The following is an 18,427-nucleotide window of genomic DNA, read 5'->3' as shown; positions in this document are numbered from 1 at the left end:
TCTGAGCCCTCGGGCCGCAGCACTCGGGCTCTCAGCGCCGAGTCGGCCGCCGTTCTATCCGCCACCAGCGCAGCGGATCGGACTCCCACCCTTCGACGGTGAACGGCTTCAACCCGAAGACGACGGCGAATCTCTCCGCACGCCGATGGAGCACCAGGCCACGCTCGGGCCACAGCTCTTGTGACCAGTCCGGTCCGAGCTCCGAGCCGATCACCGTGCCCGGCTCGCCGAGTGCGGAGAGCGCGGTCGGCGACGGGGTCGGCTGGTGGGCCTCCAACCCCACGACCGCCTCGCCGAGCACCCAGACCGTCAGGCCGCCCGGGGTCGCCGCGCTGCCGGGATAGATCCCGAACTGGGTCGGCTCGCCACCGAACATCCCGCCGTGCAGCCGGCCGTCCTGCCGCTCACCCAATTGGTCATCCGCTTCGGCGAGCGAGCACCGGTCGAGACCGGTGAACTCCGACCACCGGCCGTCGGCAAAGGCACGCAGCTCGTTCATCGGGATCCTTCCGTTCTGGTCAGCAGTGTCCTGGTCAGCAGTGTCCTGGGCCGCGATGTCATAGCCATCAGTGCACCGGGATCAAGACCCACTCACCAGGCCGAGGCTCGCCGTGGTTGAGGTCCGGGTTCGCCCGCTGGATGGAATGCTCACTGACGCCGTGCTGGACGGCGATGTCGGCCTTGGTCTCGACGACGGTGTTGCCGGCCCGATCGCTGACCTCCAAGGTGCGGTGCTGCGTCGTACCGGGCACGATCAGACCCGTCGTGTGCGCCGATGCCGGCAGCGTGCCGGTTGCCGGCAGCCCCGGATTGGCGGTCACGATGTCGGTCTCCGGGGCGCCGGTGAGGATGCTGACCGCACCCACCGAGCGTACGGTGGTCGGAATCTTCACCTTCTCCGGGGCGAGGAACTTCTTCGCATCCGGCGCCGACGGGTCGATCATGTCGCCGTTGGGTTTGAGCCCGATGTGCTCGACATGGCCGAGGAAGAACGCCGCCCGGACGGCATCGGAGCCGACCTGGCCCTCGATGGCCTCGGCGTGCGCAACATAGTCCGCGTACTCACCGGAGTCGTAGTCAGGGACGAATTTGCCGGCGAACCCCGGTTCGTCCTTGCCCTCCACCTCGATCCGGCGGGCGGGATCGGCGTCGGTCTGGGCGGCCGCGATCTGGCCACCGTGCAACAAGATGTCCTTGGTGAACAGCTCGCAGAACCCCTCCTTCATGATCCGATTGCCCTTGGAAGCGGCGCCGAAGTTCGGGTGCTCGAGAGTGTGGATGTATTCGTGCACCAACACCTCCCAGGTCTGCCAGCGCATCTGCCGTTCGGCGTCCGACATCGCGCCGGGACTGCTCGGGGTGGCGGAGAAGCCCGGCTGATCGACGATCGCGGTCTGGGACAGCACTCGCGGACCCTCCACGGCGAAGAAGAACCCAAACTGGTCGTAGCGCTCCAGATCGGCCCGGTTGTCTCCCTGCGCGATGAACCTGGCCTTGATCCCGGCGGCGAATGCCGGCTCGCCCTGGGTGGTTCGCCGCTCGTTGAAGCCATGGTCGGTCTGCGCCTGGCGGGAGTCGGCGTCGGTCTCGAAGATCCAGCCGGTCAGATCCGCCGGGTCAGGAGTCCGTACGGAGGTGTCGCTGGCGTCCAGCAGATTGACCCCGCCGGTGAAGGCGAAGCTGGACCGGGCCGATTCCTGCGGCGCCGTGAGCACGGCGGCGCTTGCCAGCCCGCCGAAGACTGCGTCGACGTCCGCCTTGGCTCGTCGACCGGCGCCCTCCTGATCGGTCGTGCTGAGGATGTTCCCGGCGCCCTTCGCGGTCTCCATCTCCTTCATCCGCGGCGTCACGCCATTGAGGTGTGCCTGCATTGCCGCAGTGACCTCGGTGTCCAGCTCGGTTCGTTTCGCGGCGTCGGAGCGACCATCCCAGTCCCGGGCCGGTCCTCCGCCACCGCTGCTGGTCGGGTTGAGCTCGGCCTCGATGGCATCGATGTCGGCCTTGGTCGGCGTACCCGCGGTTCCGGTGAGGTCGTCGCCGACGGCCACGGCCTCGTCGGTTCCCGAACTGTCCTCCCGATCCATCGCCTCGTACGTCAGCGGGCCGACGATCCCGTCCGGATCCAGACCATGGTCACGCTGGAACTGATTGACGACCGAGCGCAACGTGGCGTCGTAGACCCCAGACTCGGCGACCGGCGTACCAGGAGAGCCGATGGCGTTGAGGCGCTGCTGCAGCTTGGTTACATCCGCTCCGGTGTCACCCGGTCGCACCCAGGTCTGGGCGCCCTCACCCTTCGCTGCCGAGGCGCGTTGGATGGTCGGCTGGGGCGCTGGCCCGTTCGGCAGGACTCCTGCCGGCTGAGCTGGTCGAGACGATGCAACCAGACCACCGACAGCCGCGTTGCCGGCCAGCCGCTGCAGGTCGACGATCTCGCTGAGAGTGAGTGACGCCGCGTCGACGCCGCGCGGGCGATGCCGGGTGTGCTGCGGGCTGTCGACAGGCCGACGGGTCGGCGCCCGCGACGCGGAGTCCCCCGGCTGCCGAGCGCCGGGGTCGTGGTGCCCTCCGTCGAGAATGCCCACAGTCAAGTGTCACCCGCGGGCGCCCGACTGCCACTGCCCGAAAGGGCAGCCTTCTGTGCACCTACCAGATTCCCCACACCAATCGCAAATAGATCTTTGCAAAGATTCCTTTGCTGTTCTACACTGCAGGCATGGAATCGTCGATCACCGTCACTGGCGACAACGTCAAGGCCCTGGCCCACCCGCTGCGGGTGCAGGTGCTGGGTCTGCTGCGCACTCACGGTCCGGCCACCGCTACGACGCTCGCCCGCCGGCTCGGGCTCACCAGCGGCGCGCTCTCCTACCACCTGAGGCAGCTCGAGCGCTATGGCTTCATCGCCGAGGACACCGAGCGCGGCAATGAGCGGGATCGCTGGTGGCAGGCGGTGCACCGGTCGACCACCTTCGATGCGCGGAGCATGGACCCGACCGCGGCCGAGGCCGGGGACGCGTACGAGCTGGGCATCATCTCCGCAATCACCCGCTCACTGGCTCAGGCTCAAGCCGCCAAGACCGGATGGCCGGCAGCGTGGCAGACCGCGTTCGAGATGTCGGACGTCTTGTTGGAACTGACGCCGGAGGAGGCCGCCCGGCTGAGTCGCGAGCTGCTCGACCTGCTGCACTCCTATCCCCAACGCGATCCTGACCGCGGACCCCGGCCCGGCACGTGGCCGGTGGAAGCCCGTTTCCAGGTCGTGCCGATCACGCCGGAGGAATCATGAACCCCACATCCCGCCGCCGAGCTCATGCCCTTCTGCCGGTTGCCGGCGTGGTCGGCACTCTCGGCATAGCCACCATCGGCCTGCGGGTCGCGGGCATCGCGATCCCCTGGTTCGTGCTGACCACCAGCGGGTCTGCTGCCCAGACCGGTCTCGTCGTGGCGGCCGAGCTGGCCCCGTACGTGCTCACCAAGGCCGTCGGTGGGCCCCTGGTCGATCGGCTCGGACAGCGACGGGTCAGCATCGTCGCCGATCTGATCAGCGCCGGTCTGTTCGCTCTGATCCCGCTGCTGCATCAGCTGGGCGCGCTGCCGCTGGGGACGTTGCTGGTCATCGTCGGCCTCGCCGGGGCGCTGCGTGGACCCGGCGATGCCGCCAAGCACACGATGGCTCCGCTCGTCGCGCGGCATGCCGACGTACCGCTGACCCGGGTCACCGGCCTGGTCAGCGCGGTCGAACGATCGGGCGGTCTGATCGGACCGGCCCTGGCGGCGGTGCTGATCACCCTCGCCGGGCCGCCGCTGACCGTCGCGGTCACCGCGGCATGCTTTGCGCTCAGCGCGGGCGTCGTCGCGCTGTGCGTTCCCACCGCCGTCGCCGGACCGCAGGCTGGCGACCCCGAGGCCGTGCCGGTCGGCTACCTGACCCAGCTCCGGGAGGGTTGGCAGTTTCTGCTGCGTGATCGGCTGCTGCTCGGGCTGGCGCTGATGATTGCGGTGACGAATCTGCTGGATGTGGCCAAGGCCTCGGTCCTGCTGCCGGTCTGGGCCGACCAGAGCGGCTACGGCATCGCCGCCATCGGGCTGCTGCTCACCTGTCTGGCCGGCGCCCAGGTGCTCACCGGAGCGTTGGCCTCCTGGCTCGGTGATCGCCTGCCCCGTCGCGCGACCTATTTCATCGCGTTCGCCATCGCCGGGCCGCCGCCCTTCCTGGTGCTCGGACTCGACGCCAGCCTGAGCGTGGTCGTGGTCACCTATGTCATCAGCGGGCTGGCCTCGGGATTCCTCAACCCGATGCTGGGCGCGATCATCTTCGAGCGGATCCCCGAACCGATGCTCGGCCGGGTGACCGCCCCGGTCGACGCGCTCGCCTGGGCCGGCATGCCCCTCGGCGGATTGGCTGCAGCTGCCCTGGTCACCGGCTTCGGCCTCAGTCCGGCCCTGCTGGTCTGCGCGGGCGTCTATGCCATCGCCGTCATCGTCCCCGCCGTCGGGAACCACTCCTCCTTCGCCCCTCCTCCGTCGCTGGAGCACAGCAGAACAGCGAGTGACCAACCCGCCGCGGGCGGCCACAAGCAGAGCGCGGATTCCCCACTTCGCACCAGCTGAGTCGTCTCCGCACCAATTCGTGCCCACCCGATTCCGACTTCGCACCAGCTACATCATCTGCGCACCACGTACACCCCATGCGCAGTAGCAGCAAATGGTGCGGAGTCGAGGTTGGGGCCCGCCGCACAGCGAGTGACGACCCCCGACGCGAGCGACGACACCCGTCGCGAGCGGCCGTGAGGCGGAGCGAGGGCTCCGTCTGGACCGACGAGGGAGCAAGACACGTTCTTCGTCTTGCGAGCGAGGAGGAAAGACGGAGTCCTAGGGAGCGCAGCCGAACAGCGAGTGACGACCAACGCTGTCGGTAGCCACTTATACGATCCGCGCATGCGCATCGCCACCTGGAACGTCAACTCGATCGGCGCTCGGCTGCCTCGACTGTTGGACTGGCTGGTCACTCGCGAACCGGATGCGGTGGCGCTGCAGGAGACCAAGGCGGCCGACAGTGCATTTCCGTACCAACAATTGGCCGACCTCGGCTATCAGGCTCTGCACGTCGGCGATGGACGGTGGAACGGGGTAGCCGTGCTGTCTCGGGTCGGGCTGGAGCCGGTCGCAACCGAGTTGCCGGGGCATCCGGAGCCCCGCTATGCCGCTGCCAAATGCGGTCCGCTGACGATCACCAGCGTGTACGTGCCGAACGGCCGCGCGCTCGGCGACCCGCACTATGACTACAAGCTCGACTGGCTCGCCACGCTGCGTCGTACGCTGCCTGCCACCGGGACACCCAGCCGCCAGGTGATCATGGGTGACTTCAATGTCGCACCGACCGACGACGACGTGTGGGACATGACCGCCTTCGCGAACTCCACGCATGTCACCGAGCCGGAGCGCGCTGCCGTACGGGCGCTGATCGACACCGGCCTGGTGGATGTGCCGGCGCGGCCCGGCAAGAACGATCGGCCGTTCACCTATTGGGACTACCGAGCCGGCATGTTCCATCAGGATCGCGGCATGCGGATCGACCTGGTGCTGGCCAGCCCCGATCTGGTGATCAGCGATGCCTACGTCGACCGGGAAGCGCGCAAAGGCAAACTGCCGTCCGATCACGCGCCGGTGGTTGTCGACGTCGAGCTGGACGAATCTGCGGGATGATAGCCGCGCCGCGGTCGGTCACCGTGGCACCTCCGACCGCAGACCAGCAGTAAGGCAGCAGCGCATGGCACTCCACCCGACCGCGAGCACCCCGAACACGTCGCTGCCCGGCAGTCCGCTTCCTCGCGCGCTGACGATCCTGCTGGGCCTCGCCGCCGGTGTCATCGCGATCACGGGTGCGCGCGAGCTCGCCTGGCTGATCGGGCCGGTGTTCCTGGCCCTGGTCATCGTCTTGCTGGTGCACCCGCTGCACACCTGGCTGCGCCACAAGAAGGTGCCCGAAGGCGTCGCACTGGTCGTCCTCCTGCTGGCGATCTTTGGAGTGCTACTGGTCCTCGGCAGCATCATGGTGCTGGCCATCGCGCGACTGGTGACGGTGCTGCCCGACTACGCCGCCCAGGCCGACGGACTGGTCGACAGATTGCGCGAGGCGCTGATTGCGCAAGGGATCAACCGCGATTACGTCACGGCGATGCTCGCCGATCTGGACATGCAGAAGGTGATCCAGCGGGTCGTACCGATCCTCAGTGGGGTCGCCGGGCTGGCGATGAACGCGATCTTCCTACTCAGCCTGCTGCTGTTCCTCGGCATCGACGCGACGGGGGCCGTGGGCAGGATCGCCGCGGTGAAACGCCTTCGGCCGCGGCTGGGCGAGGCGTTCACCATCTTCGCCACCAACACCCGGCGCTTTCTCGGTGTGACCACCGTGTTCGCCGTGATCACCGGGTTCGCCGACACCTTGCTACTGCTCTGGCTCGACATCCCGCTGGCCATCCTCTGGGGGCTGCTGGCGGCGATCTGCAACTACATCCCGTACGTCGGCTTCGTCATCGGGTTGGTGCCGCCGGCTCTGCTGGCCCTGCTCATCGGCGACTGGCCGATGATGCTCTTCGTCATCATCGCCTTCATCGTCCTCAATTCGTTGTTCACCTCCTTGATCCAGCCCTATTTCGTCGGCGACGCGGTCGGGGTCTCGATGCCGGTCACGTTGATCGCCTTGGTGTTCTGGGGCTGGGTGCTGGGACCACTCGGGGCGATCCTCGCGATTCCGTTGACACTGTTGGTGAAAGCGATCCTGATCGACACAGATCCGTCCGCCGGATGGGCCATCGCGTTGTTCGGATCGACGCGGGCCATGCGGCACGAGTCCGACGCCGAACTCGACGAGCCCGAACCCAAGAAGCGCCGCCGCGGCCGCCGGGGCAAGGTCACCACGGACGACACGTCGTCGGCCGAGAGGGAACCTGCTTCGGTCCCGGACCTGCCCGCTGCCGCCCGCGAAGACACCTGACCAGCTGGGACCAAGGACCCGCCACCCCGGCTACCTCACCCGCGCGGGGTGATTCTGCGCGTACGGTGACTCTCGTACTATCTCATCCGGCTGTCGAACCGAAATCTGCGTCATCGCTGCTGCCAGACTCGTCGCCGGCACCTTTGTCATCGTTTTAGGAGTAACCCGTGGAAACCTTTTTCCAGTTCATCTGGCTGGTCATCGTCAGCTTCGCGTTCGTCGCGTATCTCATCATCTTGTTCCAGATCGTCACCGATCTGTTCCGCGACCGCGAGCAGAAGGGCTGGCACAAGGCCATCTGGATCGTCTTCCTGATCGTCTTCCCGCTGATCACCGCCGTGGTCTACCTGATCGCCCGTGGCAACGGCATGGCGACCCGCCAGGCCGCGTACGTCAAGCAGGCTCAGGAGAGCACCGACAGCTACATCCGCGAGGTCGCCGGGCGCTCCCCCGCCCAGGAGATCGCCGACGCGAAGGCCCTGCTGGACGCCGGCAGCATCTCCGCCGAGGAGTTCGAGAAGATCAAGGCCAAGGCTCTTTCCTGAGCCTGCCGCAGTTCAGCATGAGTTGCTGAGGCTGCACCTGTCCGTCACGTACGCGCCGTGAGCCGACCCTGGTCGGACGCGGCGCGTACGCGTTCGTAGTCGGTCTCGGTCTTGTCCGCGTACGCCACGGCGAACTCCGCCACCGCGTTGTCGAAGGCGGTGTTGTCGCCCACGTAGGCTGCGATCGCGACGCGCGGGCCTGATCGGGCGTGGGCCCGGGCCAGGGTCCAGCTGCAGGCATCGGCATAGATGCCCAGCTGCTCGGCAGTCATCGTCGACGGCTCGAAGGATCCCTTCCAGTCTCTGAACTGACGCACGTAGTAGTCCCGCGGATAGCCCGACACCTCGGAGGTCTTCCAGCCCAGCAGGATGTCTCCGTACGCCTGCATCAGCCGTTGGCCCTCGACCACCCGCTTGCCCTGATGCGGGAACGCGTAGCCCGGGACGTAGGGCGCCAACACCGAGGCCACGGCCTCCTTCGCCTGCAGCACCAGGAAGTCGTTCTCGTCCGCGCCCACCAACATCACCACCCAGGCGGAGGTCCCGACACTGCCGACGCCGACCACCCGCCGCGCCATGCCCACCAGCCGGTAGTCGCGCAGCAGGTGCTGGATCTCCGGCGTGACGGTCTCGGCGTACGACCCCAACAGCTCGGCCATGCCGTGCAGCAGGGTCTGCTGATCCTGGCCCTGGGCCAGATCCTCCAGCGGCACCAGCACCGGTGGATCGGCGATCCACTCGGCGTGACCATCGACCACCCGGATCATCTTGCGCACAGCCTGACGACTGTCTCGCCGCCGGGCCTTCTCGGTGACCTTCCGCGCCGCCTTGATGTCCTTCTTGCCGGGCTTCTCGGCCAGCTTGTCGATCAGGCTCGGCGCCATCTCCAGGTGGGCGTACCAGACCCGGGTCGCGGTTGCGGCAGCAAACTGTGCCATCGATTCCCGATAGAAGCGGCCGACCCGGGTGGTGAGCGTACGGCGCTCCTTGACGGTCAGTCCGTTCTCCCGGCCGGCGAGCTCGAAGCTGGCCGCCAGGCGCTTGACGTCCCACTCGAACGGGCCGGGGTGGGTCTCGTCGAAGTCGTTGCAGTCGAACACCAACCGCCGCTCCGGGGAGGCGAACAGCCCGAAATTGGACAGGTGGGCGTCTCCGCACAGCTGCACCATCAATCCGGAGTGGGTGGAGTTCCCCAGATCGGCGGCCATCAGCGCCGCGGCGCCGCGATAGAAGGTGAACGGCGAGACCAGCATCCGCTCGTAGCGGACGGGCACCAACTCGGGGATTCGAGTGGCGTCCTGGGCGGTGAGGATGTCCACGGGGTCGGTTGGACTGGGCCGGAGATCCGCCTGGTGCTTTCGCGACAGTCTCTCCCGGGCGGCTTTGCCAGCGGTCACCTGATCTTCGATGGTCGGCAACGAGTACGGCCAATCCGGCTGATTCATGGTGTATTCCTACCCCAGCCCACCCGGCGTCGATACGCGGGCTGGTACGTAGCGGAGCAGCTGGTCCGATGAGGCAGAATCGAGCCTCGTGATCGAATACCGCACCCCCGCCGAGATCGAGCAGATGCGTCCCGCCGGACGTTTCGTGGCCAGCGTGTTGGCCGCGTTGAAGGAGAAGGCGGCGGTCGGGGTGAACTTGCTGGAGCTGGACGAGTTGGCCCACCAGATGATCCGCGACGCGGGAGCCGAGTCCTGCTACATCGACTATCACCCGTCCTTCGGAGCAAGCCCGTTCGGCAAGGTGCTGTGCACCTCGGTCAACGACGCGGTGCTGCACGGACTGCCGTACGACTATGTGCTGGCCGACGGTGACCTGCTCAGCGTCGACTTCGCGGCCTCGTTGAACGGCTGGGTGTCTGACTCGGCCTTGTCTGTAGTGGTGGGCTCGCCTCGAGACGAGGATCTGAAGCTGATCGAGACCACCGAGGTGGCGCTCGCCGCCGGCATCGAGGCCGCACAGGTCGGCGCCAAGCTCGGCGACATCTCCTTCGCCATCGCCCGGGTCGCGACCAAGGCCGGCTACAAGATCAACACCGACTTCGGCGGGCACGGCGTGGGCCGGACCATGCACGGCGATCCACACGTGCCCAACAACGGCCGCCGCGGTCGTGGTCTGCCATTGAGAGCCGGCTTGGTGATCGCCATCGAGCCGTGGTTCCTGGGCTCGACCGACAAGATCTACACCGACGCCGACGGCTGGACCCTCCGCTCCCGCGACGGCTCCCGCGGCGCCCACTCCGAGCACACCATCGCCCTCACCCCCGACGGCCCCCTCGTCCTCACCGCCCGCCCCTAGCCCGACTTTTTGCACCACTATCCACATCTCACGTGGGTTTGCTCCTAAACCTGGCACAGTACGGCCAGTACCTCGGCGATGAACCGATCCGGCTCGTCGTTCAGCACGTCCGACCCGTAGCGCAGCACAGTCCAACCGTCCTGGATGAGAGCGTTCTGGCGATCGAGGTCGATGGCACGGCTCTCGGCCGAGGAGTGATAGCGGAAGCCGTCGAGCTCAATCACGATCTTCCTGTCCTTGAAGGCAATGTCGAGTTCCAGCCGACGTCCCGTTGCCAACCGGACCCAGCAGTTCACAGCGAAGCCGGTGATGCCGGCCTCCTTCAGCAGCTTCACACCCAGCCGTTCCAGGTTGCTATGAGCACTGTCCCCGGTCCGCTCGAGGAGGCGGCGCATGGCGGTCGTCCCCCAAGTGCCACGGTTGCGTCGGAAGGCAAGCTCGAGCTCTTCTTCAGTGACTGCCTTCGTCTGTTTGCTGCGGTCGATCAGCCGTACGCCATGACCGCGACGCCCACGTTCTAGGGTTACGGCCGCCCGCAGCGTCGCCAGCGGCTTCGACACTATTGGCACGCCCCGATAGGTCGTCACATCAGCCGGGTCGATCCACCGACGGAGCACCTGCACTCCATCCTGGATCGTCCGTCGCGTCGCGTTGGTGACCTGAAACTCCCAACGCTGCGGCGGATCCGCCTCCAGCTCCCACCACCAGGCTGCCCCGACACCGGTCAACACACCGTTGTCGAGCCACAAGGCGCACACGCGCATGCTCTGTTCAGGAGTCGGTGGGACGGTCGCCAACCGATAGACCCCCGGCAACGCCCGAATCCAGTCGCCCGACTCGACTCTGAACTCGATCTGGCGCAGGCTCATACCCAGCGTCAGTGCCTGAGATCGTGAGAGTGCTCCGGCCTGCTCGACGGCCAGACTTCGAAAACGCTTCGCATCCATACCCAGACGTAAAGGATGCGGGCGCGGTTTCGTACGGGGGCTTGGCAGATCTGTGGATTGTGGAGCAAAACCCACGTGAGCTGTGGATAACGGTGCAAAAGCCGGGTCGTCAGCGGTAGACGATCACTTTGTCGCCGACGCGGACCTGGTTGAAGAGGGACTGGATGCCGCCGAGGTTGCGTACGTTGACGCAGCCGTGGGAGGCGCCGTTGTAGCCGCGGGCAGCGAAGTCGGGCGAATAGTGCACCGCCTGGCCGCCGGAGAAGAACATCGCGTACGGCATCTTCGTGTGATAGATCGTCGACACGTGGTTGCGGGACTTCCAGCCGACCGAGAAGGAGCCCTCCCGGGTCGGCAATTCCGCCGAGCCGAACCGGACGTCCATCCGCATCTGCGGCTTGCCGTCGATCACCCAGACCAGCGAGTTGGAACTCTTGCTGATGCACATCGCGCGCCCGGTCATACAGCGCGAATCCAGCCCGGTCGCGGACGGTTTCGGCACCCTGTTGTGCTTCGCGTCGTCGGTCGGCGTCCGGGTCATTGCTCGCAGCCGGTCCAAGGTGCGTTGATCGACCTCGCCGGTGACCGGGATCTCCCGCTTGGCCTGGAATCCCTTCACCGAGGAAACCGTGACCGAGCCGTAGGACCCGGTGACATTGCCGGAGAACCAGCCGATCTGCTTCAGCCGAGCCTGCAGATCGCGTACGCGGTCACCGGAGCTGCCCTGCTTCATGATCGCCGGACCCGGCACCAGCCGATTGTGCATCTCGGCGTCGGAGGGCTTGCGGGTCATCGAGACGAGCTTGTTCCAGGTCTTCTTGTCCACCGCACCGGTGTCATCGAGCTTCCGCTTCTCCTGGAATCCCTTGACGCCCTTGACCGTAGCCGTGCCGTAATTGCCGGTGATCGAACCGGAGAACCAGTCGAGTTGCCGGAGCCGGTGCTGCAGCTCACGTACCTTGATCCCCTTGTCGCCCTTCTCCAGCATCGCGGGCACGACCGGCTTGGCGGGCTTCGGTTTGGTGGGAGGCTTGGTGGCCGTCGGCGCAGGCGCCGCAGTCGTCGGCTCTTGAGTCGGCGGCTCGGTCGACGGTGCGCTCACCGAGGGGACGGGAGCCGAGGTCACGGGCGTCTGGCTGTCCGGCGGTGGCACGACCTCGTTGGCCGGCACCTGACCGCAACTCGTCGCCACGATCGCAAGGGTGGTCAGGCCGAGCACGACGCCGAGCAACCGCCCGCGCCGCTCGCCTCGACCGGATCGACCGAACCGGCGGCCAGTTCCCGCTGTGCGCCGATTTTCCATGCCTCGTCCTTCAGTCCCACTGGTCACGAAGGTCACACGTTAACTGCTGAAAATGTCGCGATCCAGTTTCTTGGGGTAACGATCTCCGCACCTATCCTCCGCCGGGCGAGAAGCATCGCGGTGCTACGGACTTATCGGAGTGGGCGCTGGGTACGCCCTCAGCGCGGTCGGACGGTCCGGTTGAGCTTGTTCAGACCGTCACGGATCTTCGCCTGGTTCTCCGGCTTCTGCAGCTCACGAGCCGCAACCTGGATCACCTTGGCAGCGATCGCGGTCTTGATGACCTTCTTGGCCAGACCCATCAGTGATGCTCCTTGTCGTCCAGCATCCGCGGGTCAGATGCTGCGATGTCCACCGTAGAGGGCCCCGCCAAGTCCGGCTGAGGGGTGGACGATTCCGACGACCCGACGACCAGCCAAGTCGCTCGGGTCTCTGGTTGAGGCTCCATCTGCAGACAGAGCGACGACATGGAACCCGAGCGACAAGTTGTCGTCGCTCGCCGCTCGCGAGGGGCCCTAGGTAGCGACTTCTTGGGACCAGCCGATCAGCGCCGGCCGAGCGATTTGGCCAGCGCCTTCGCCTCACGGGCGGGACCACGCGAGGCGAACAGCTCGCCGGCTCGCAGCCGGGCGCTGGACAGCTCCTCCAACGCGTAGAGCAGCCGGGGACCGTATTCGGCCAGATCTTGCTCGGTACGCGGGCGCAACAGCTCCACGACCCGCTCGTTCAGTGCCCGAGCCGTCTTGCGGTCCCCCTGGCTCTTGGCCGCCTGCCAGGCCCGGTACGTCGTCGTGAGCTCGTCCTCGGCGGCCGGCTCCGGTTGATCCGACTCCGGTTGGACCAACTCCGGCTGCGTCGACTCAGGCTCGGCCGGCTCCGGCTCGGCCGACTCCGGCTCGGCCGACTCCGGCTCGACTGACTCGGCCTCGGCCGGCTCAGGCTGAGCCGACTCGGGTCCCACTGGCTCGGGCTCGACCGGCGGTAGCTCGACCGGCTCCAGTTCGTCCTCAACGACCTCGTTCGGCACCGTCTCGACGTGCTCAGCCGCCACCTGAGCGGCCTCGATCCGAGCGGCCTCTTCCCGGGCAGCCTCGGCCCGCTCAGCTTCGAGCCTTTCCTCCTCATGCCGCTTGCTCTCCCATGCCTCGGCCTTCGCGCGTTCCTCCGCCGCCCGGGCCTCGGCGCGCTGGGTCTCGGCGATGCGCTCCAGTTCGAGCTGGGCAGCTTCAGCCCGCTCCGCCGCTATCCGCTCGTCCTCAGCAACCCGCGCAGCCGCCTGCCGCGCAGCCTCAAGCTCAGCAGCCCTTCGTTCCGCAATCTCCTGGGCGGCAGCCTCCTGTTCAGCAGCTCGCTCGGCGGCCTCCAACTCGGCGAGCTCAGCCTGCAGCCGCTCCAGCTCGTACCGCTCTCGTGCGGCCGGGTCCGCGTCTCTCTCCGCGGCAGCCCGTTCCTCCGCCTCTCGCTGCTCGGCTGCCAGCCGTTCCGCCTCCAAGCGCTCCTGCTCGAGCCGGTGCGCCTCGATCCGTTCCTCACGACGGCGCTTCCGCTCGGCCCGTTCGGCTTCCTCCTCGGCCGCCCGTCGCTCGGCCTCAGCCTGCTCGGCCGCCCGTCGCTCCGCCTCAACCCGCTCGGCCGCCCGTCGCTCCGCCTCAGCCTGCTCAGCCGCCAACCGCTCGACTTCAGCCCGCTCGGCCGCCCTGCGCTCGGCAGCGAGACGTGCTTCCTCCCGTGTGTCGGCCGCCAACCGCTCGGCCTCAGCCCGCTCGGCGGCCAGCCGCTCCGCGACGTCGCGCCGCAGCTGCCCCTGGACCACAGCCACGTCCATCGAACCAGACTCGACGCCGGCGTACGCAGCGAAGTCCCCCAAAGACTCCCATCGGATCGGCGCCTGCCCTCGGGTCACACCACCAGCCAACTCCGTCGCTGCCTCCCGATCGCCGGCCGGGAGCGCGGCCAACTCCTGCGCCACCAGCTCGGCTTCGTCGTCGCGACCGTGCGCGCGCAGATCCCGTACCAGGTCAGCCAGCGACGCGGCCAGCTGCACCCGAGCTGACTCCTCCTGCGGAGCGACCGCACTGAGCAGCTCGACAAGCCGACGCCGGGTCAGGGTTCCCAGGTCGATCTCCCCGGTGCCGAGCAGCCGATCAGCCAGGTCGCGATACAGCCCATAGAGCGGCTCGGCCAATCGCTGCCGCAGCACCGGGCTCAGTCGCGCGGCCTGGACGAGCCTTCCGTCGACCTCGAGGTCATAGGTCTCGCGGGCCAACTGCGCATGGGTCAGCGCCTCCGAGCCCAGTCCTCCAGCCCAGCGCGCGTCGGAGACCAACCGGTCGGCATCCATCACCAGGTACGCCGCCGCAGAGTCCTCCCGCAGGCCGGACTCGGCCACCCGCGCCAGCACCGCGTCGGCGTACGCGTTCGCCTGGGCCGCGTCACCGACCTCCAAAGCGCCTCGCGCCGTACAGCACAGCGCCCAGACCACGGTCGACGGCGGCAGCGCCGCGACCAGAGGCAGCGACCCCAGTTGCTCACGCAACTCGGTCAGCGAGCCCACCGTCTCGGCCGCAGCCTCGACCATGCCCGCCGCAGACTGGATCACAGCCAGCTGGACCACCGCGGTGACATAGCGGCCCGCGTCGTCGACGGAGGTGTACGGACCGATCGGGCCATCCGCCGTCAGGAGCTGTGCCGCCAGCTTCACCGACTCCTGCGCGTCGGGGGCGGCAACCGTATAGGCGTGCCCCAGCAGCCGGTGCCGGGTCAACGCGACCAGCGCGTCGGCGAGCTCGGGCGTCCGCGAGGGGTCCGAACCCACCCAGCCGCGCAGCCGCTGCACCGCAGAGGTGAGCTGCTTCGCCGTCTGCGCGTGCGGATCCTGTGGCTGCTTAGGTCTGTTCTGCTTGTTCTGCTGCTGAGCCATCGTGCCTTCCGGTGCCGAGTGCACCTCCGATTCTCCCAGAAGCCACCGCTGGTACACCTGTCCTCATGTCCACCGTCGAGTTGAGCACGTTGAGACTGCCCACCGCCCAGGTCGGGATCGACCCGCTGCCGCCGCTGCGGGCCACCACCGATCTGCATCAGGAGGCCGCGCTGCAGAACCTTCCCGACGCTGGGGTGGACGAGGAGATGGCGGCCGGCCTGGCGTACGGGAAGGTCAGCTCGGTGTTGCCCTATCTGCCGCAGTCCGAGTACGGCCGCGAGTTGGCCGAGGTCGAGCATCCCGTCGCAGTGCTGGACAACGGGCGGCTTCGGGCAACGTTCCTGCTCGGCTGGGGCGGCCGGTTGTGGTCTCTGGTCGATGTGAAGACCGGCCGTGAGCTGCTGTATGCCAATGCCGCCCTGCAACCGGGCAACCTCGCGCTCCGCGACGCCTGGTTCGCCGGCGGTGTGGAATGGAACCTCGGCACCACCGGTCATCATCCGCTCACCTGCGAGCCGTTGCACGCGGCCACGATCAGCCTGCCGGACGGCACGCCTGGACTGCGCCTGTGGGAATACGAGCGAATGCGTGAGCTGGTTCTACAGCTCGATGCCTGGCTGCCGGCCGACCCCGACCGGCTCGCGGTCATGATCACCGTGAGCAATGTGAACGCCCACGACGTACCCGTCTACTGGTGGTCCAACATCGCCGTGCCGCAGCGCGACGGCTTTCGGGTGCTGACTCCGGCCACCTCGGCGTACCGGTTCGACTACAGCCGGACGCTGCGCCACATCCCGATGCCGAGCGTCTCCGGTGTCGATCACAGCTATCCCACGAACATCCCGCATGCCGTCGACTACTTCTTCGACCTCGAGCCGCGTGGGCGACCGTGGATCGCGGCCGTCGACGAGCACGGGTACGGGCTGCTGCAGACCTCCTCGGCCCGGTTGCGGGGACGCAAGCTCTTCGTCTGGGGCACCGGTGATGGCGGCCATCGCTGGCAGCACTGGCTGTCGCCGCGAGGCGGAGAGTATCTGGAGATCCAGGCCGGGCTCGCCCGCACCCAGCTGGAGCACCTGCCGCTGCCCGCCGGAGAGCGGTGGTCCTGGCTGGAGACGTACGGGCCGGTCACGATCTCCGATGCTCAGGCCGGGTGGGCCGAGGCGACCTCCGCCGGCTCAGCTCAGGTCCTGGCCGAGGACGGGTGGTTCGCGACGCAGTACGCGCTCGGGCTGGCCGGCGCCGATCGCCCCATCGAGCATCGGCTGCACCGAGGATCAGGCTGGGGGGCCCTGGAAGTACGTCGGCGCCGATCGGCCGGGGAACCGTCGCCGTCCCTGCCGGGAACCCCTTTCCTGGACGAAGATCTGGGTCCTGATCAAGAGCCGTGGCTGGCGATCCTCGACGGTGAGCAGCCCGCGTGGGATGGGTCGGCCCCGACGAGTTGCCAGACGGCACCGGGCTGGCGAGCGTTGCTGGAGCGCCGCGCCGGTGCGTACGCCGCCTATCAGCGGGGCGTAGCGCGGTGGCTGGCCGGTGATCGGCTGGGCGCGGTGGATGCCTGGGACGAGTCGTTGCGGTCTCAGCCGTCGGCGGTGGCCTGGCGCAATATTGCGGTCGCCTACGCCGACGACGATCATCAGCGGGCGCTGTCAGCCTACCGGGAGGCACGGACGCTGGCGCCAACCTGGTCGGCGCTGGTCATCGAGCAGCTACAGCTGCTGATCGCGATCGGGCACCATCACGCCGTGCTGGCCGAGGTCGACCTGCTTCCCGAACAGCTACGACGAGAGCCTCGAATCGCCTTGTGCGAAGCCCAATCGGCGGTCGCGGTAGGCGACTCCGAGCGCGCCGGAGCCATCCTCGAGCCGGGTCTGGAGATCCCACAACTACGCGAAGGGGCGGAGTCGCTCGGCCGACTCTGGATCGACTATCAAGCGCTGATCGTCGGTCGAGAAGCTGCCGAGACGGCCGAACTGCCGCCCGCGTACGACTTCCGGATGCGCCCCTGACTCACTGCTCACCAGCGTCTGCGCCAGGCCCGGCCGGTCAGCGGGTCAGCACCGCGGCGACCTCCGGGATCGCCTCGACATAGCCGGCGACGAGTTGGTCGGCCACCCGGACGCTGTCGACCAGCGGATGCAGCGCGAACGCGTGCACGGCCTCGGCCTTCGATCCGCTGAGCGCCGCGGAGATGATGTGCCGCTCCACGTCCTTGACCTGTGCCATCAGCCCGAGCTGGTGCAGGTCGGGCTGAGGGGTGCTCAGTGGGTGCACCCCGTTGGCATCAACGACGGCCGGCACCTCGACCACCGCGTCCGGCGGCAGCCCGGTCAAGGTAGCGCCGTTGCGTACGTTGAGGATCATGGTGGCGCGCTCGTTGCGGCTGATCGCCGCCATCACCGCGAGGGCAACCCCTGCGTACCCCTGCTGCGACGGGTCGGTCTCGATGTCCCGTTCAGCCACCGGGTGGTCCTGGGTGCCGCCCCGCGCCTCGGCCATGTAGGAAGCGCTGCGCCGGGCAACGGTCCGCCGCCACAGCTCCGCAGCGTCAGCACCCGCCACCGCGGCTTGGGCGTAGAACTCCTGCTGGGTACGGGCCAGGAAGTCCCCACGCGTCGTACCGGCCGCCAGGATCCCGCGGACCGCATCACGGTGGAAGTAGTAGTAATAGAGGTATTCGTTCGGCAGCGCGCCGAGCGACCGGACCCAGTCGAGCCCGAAGACCTGGCCCTCCTCCAGCTCGCTCAGCAGTGTGTCGTCGGCCAACAGGTCGGGCAGCACGTCGCGGCCCTGGTAGAGCAACCGGCGGAGCCAGCCGAGATGGTTGAGCCCCACATAGTCCAGTTGGACTCGGGTGGCGTCCAAGCCCAGCAGCTCGGCGACCCGTCGGCCCAGACCCGACGGCGTATCGCAGATGCCCAGCACCCGATCCCCGAGCACGGTCTGCATCGCCTCGGTGATGATCCCTGCCGGGTTCGTGAAGTTCATGACGTACGCCCGCGGTGCGAGCTCGGCGATCAGCCGAGCGATCTGCACCATCACCGGCACGGTACGCAATGCGTACGCGAGCCCTCCCGGACCGGTTGTCTCCTGACCGAGCAGGTTCAGGTCCAAGGCCACGTGCTCGTCGCAGCGCCGACCCTCCAGCCCGCCGACCCGTAACGCAGCGAAGATGAAGTCGCTGCCAGTGATCGCCTCCGCCAGATTCCTGGTGGGCTTGAGCTTCGGGGCATCGGCGAACGGCTCGGCCAGCTGGCTCAAGATCATCAACATGACCTGCAGCCGCTGCTCGTCGACGTCGTAGAGTGTGACCTCGGTGATGCGCGGACTGCCGGAGTCGCGCAGCAAAGCCTGGTAGACGTACGGCGTACGGAATCCGCCTCCGCCGAGGATGCAGAGCTTCACCTGATC

Annotated in this window: 15 protein-coding genes; 7 read left to right on the top strand and 8 right to left on the bottom strand. The window is 67.7% G+C overall.

Going from position 1 to position 18,427, the window contains the following annotated elements:
* Positions 1–31 precede the first annotated feature (31 nt).
* Both MLP_RS01040 and MLP_RS01035 read right to left on the bottom strand, forming a co-directional pair.
* Positions 32–499 carry a hypothetical protein gene (locus MLP_RS01040; RefSeq protein WP_013861123.1) on the bottom strand — a complete coding sequence of 156 codons (468 nt, stop codon included), beginning with the start codon at positions 497–499 and terminating at the stop codon, positions 32–34.
* A gap of 67 nt (positions 500–566) precedes the next feature.
* Positions 567–2,585, bottom strand: a complete 2,019-nt coding sequence (locus tag MLP_RS01035; protein WP_013861122.1) for a peptidoglycan-binding domain-containing protein — start codon at positions 2,583–2,585, stop codon at positions 567–569.
* A 131-nt stretch (positions 2,586–2,716) separates the two neighbouring features.
* Here MLP_RS01035 and MLP_RS01030 point away from each other — a divergent pair, with 131 nt between their 5' ends.
* The 5 genes from MLP_RS01030 (at position 2,717) to MLP_RS01010 (ending at position 7,542) form a co-directional block, all read left to right on the top strand.
* Entirely contained in the window at positions 2,717–3,286 is a 570-nt protein-coding gene (locus tag MLP_RS01030; protein ID WP_013861121.1) for a winged helix-turn-helix domain-containing protein, read from the top strand.
* Positions 3,283–4,611 carry an MFS transporter gene (locus MLP_RS01025; RefSeq protein ID WP_013861120.1) on the top strand — a complete coding sequence of 443 codons (1,329 nt, stop codon included), beginning with the start codon at positions 3,283–3,285 and terminating at the stop codon, positions 4,609–4,611. The genes MLP_RS01030 and MLP_RS01025 overlap by 4 nt, the downstream gene beginning before the upstream one ends.
* Positions 4,612–4,938: 327 nt before the next feature.
* On the top strand, positions 4,939–5,706 hold the full coding sequence (locus tag MLP_RS01020) for an exodeoxyribonuclease III (RefSeq protein WP_013861119.1): 768 nt from the start codon (positions 4,939–4,941) through the stop codon (positions 5,704–5,706).
* Between the two features lie 64 nt (positions 5,707–5,770).
* Positions 5,771–6,997: an AI-2E family transporter gene (locus tag MLP_RS01015; RefSeq protein WP_013861118.1), complete on the top strand. Its 1,227-nt coding sequence runs from the start codon at positions 5,771–5,773 to the stop codon at positions 6,995–6,997.
* A gap of 167 nt (positions 6,998–7,164) precedes the next feature.
* Positions 7,165–7,542: an SHOCT domain-containing protein gene (locus tag MLP_RS01010; protein WP_013861117.1), complete on the top strand. Its 378-nt coding sequence runs from the start codon at positions 7,165–7,167 to the stop codon at positions 7,540–7,542.
* 44 nt (positions 7,543–7,586) lie between these two features.
* Here the strand turns inward: MLP_RS01010 and MLP_RS01005 are convergent, their stop codons facing one another.
* Positions 7,587–8,987, bottom strand: a complete 1,401-nt coding sequence (locus tag MLP_RS01005) for a DUF2252 domain-containing protein (protein ID WP_013861116.1) — start codon at positions 8,985–8,987, stop codon at positions 7,587–7,589.
* An 88-nt stretch (positions 8,988–9,075) separates the two neighbouring features.
* Here MLP_RS01005 and map point away from each other — a divergent pair, with 88 nt between their 5' ends.
* On the top strand, positions 9,076–9,843 hold the full coding sequence (gene map / locus MLP_RS01000; RefSeq protein WP_013861115.1) for a type I methionyl aminopeptidase: 768 nt from the start codon (positions 9,076–9,078) through the stop codon (positions 9,841–9,843).
* Positions 9,844–9,887: 44 nt separating this feature from the next.
* On the opposite strand, the gene MLP_RS00995 is transcribed toward map, so the two are convergent.
* The 4 genes from MLP_RS00995 to MLP_RS25900 form a co-directional block, all read right to left on the bottom strand.
* Positions 9,888–10,712 carry a DUF559 domain-containing protein gene (locus MLP_RS00995; protein WP_013861114.1) on the bottom strand — a complete coding sequence of 275 codons (825 nt, stop codon included), beginning with the start codon at positions 10,710–10,712 and terminating at the stop codon, positions 9,888–9,890.
* A gap of 187 nt (positions 10,713–10,899) precedes the next feature.
* On the bottom strand, positions 10,900–12,093 hold the full coding sequence (locus MLP_RS00990) for a L,D-transpeptidase family protein (RefSeq protein WP_083843651.1): 1,194 nt from the start codon (positions 12,091–12,093) through the stop codon (positions 10,900–10,902).
* A 158-nt stretch (positions 12,094–12,251) separates the two neighbouring features.
* Positions 12,252–12,395, bottom strand: a complete 144-nt coding sequence (locus MLP_RS28245; protein ID WP_172641526.1) for a hypothetical protein — start codon at positions 12,393–12,395, stop codon at positions 12,252–12,254.
* Between the two features lie 242 nt (positions 12,396–12,637).
* Entirely contained in the window at positions 12,638–15,013 is a 2,376-nt protein-coding gene (locus tag MLP_RS25900; RefSeq protein WP_156820982.1) for a hypothetical protein, read from the bottom strand.
* 65 nt (positions 15,014–15,078) lie between these two features.
* Between MLP_RS25900 and MLP_RS00980 the strand changes: the two genes are divergently transcribed.
* Positions 15,079–17,025, top strand: a complete 1,947-nt coding sequence (locus MLP_RS00980; protein ID WP_013861111.1) for a DUF5107 domain-containing protein — start codon at positions 15,079–15,081, stop codon at positions 17,023–17,025.
* Between the two features lie 37 nt (positions 17,026–17,062).
* On the opposite strand, the gene MLP_RS00975 is transcribed toward MLP_RS00980, so the two are convergent.
* Complete coding sequence (locus tag MLP_RS00975; RefSeq protein ID WP_013861110.1) at positions 17,063–18,421, bottom strand: 6-phospho-beta-glucosidase; 1,359 nt, start codon at positions 18,419–18,421, stop codon at positions 17,063–17,065.
* Positions 18,422–18,427: the final 6 nt, after the last annotated feature.

It is taken from the genome of Microlunatus phosphovorus NM-1 (assembly GCF_000270245.1).
Classification (GTDB): Bacteria; Actinomycetota; Actinomycetes; order Propionibacteriales; family Propionibacteriaceae; genus Microlunatus; species Microlunatus phosphovorus.
The sequence above is the reverse complement of the archived record's forward strand: the minus strand, read 5'-3'. Positions and strand labels throughout refer to the sequence as shown.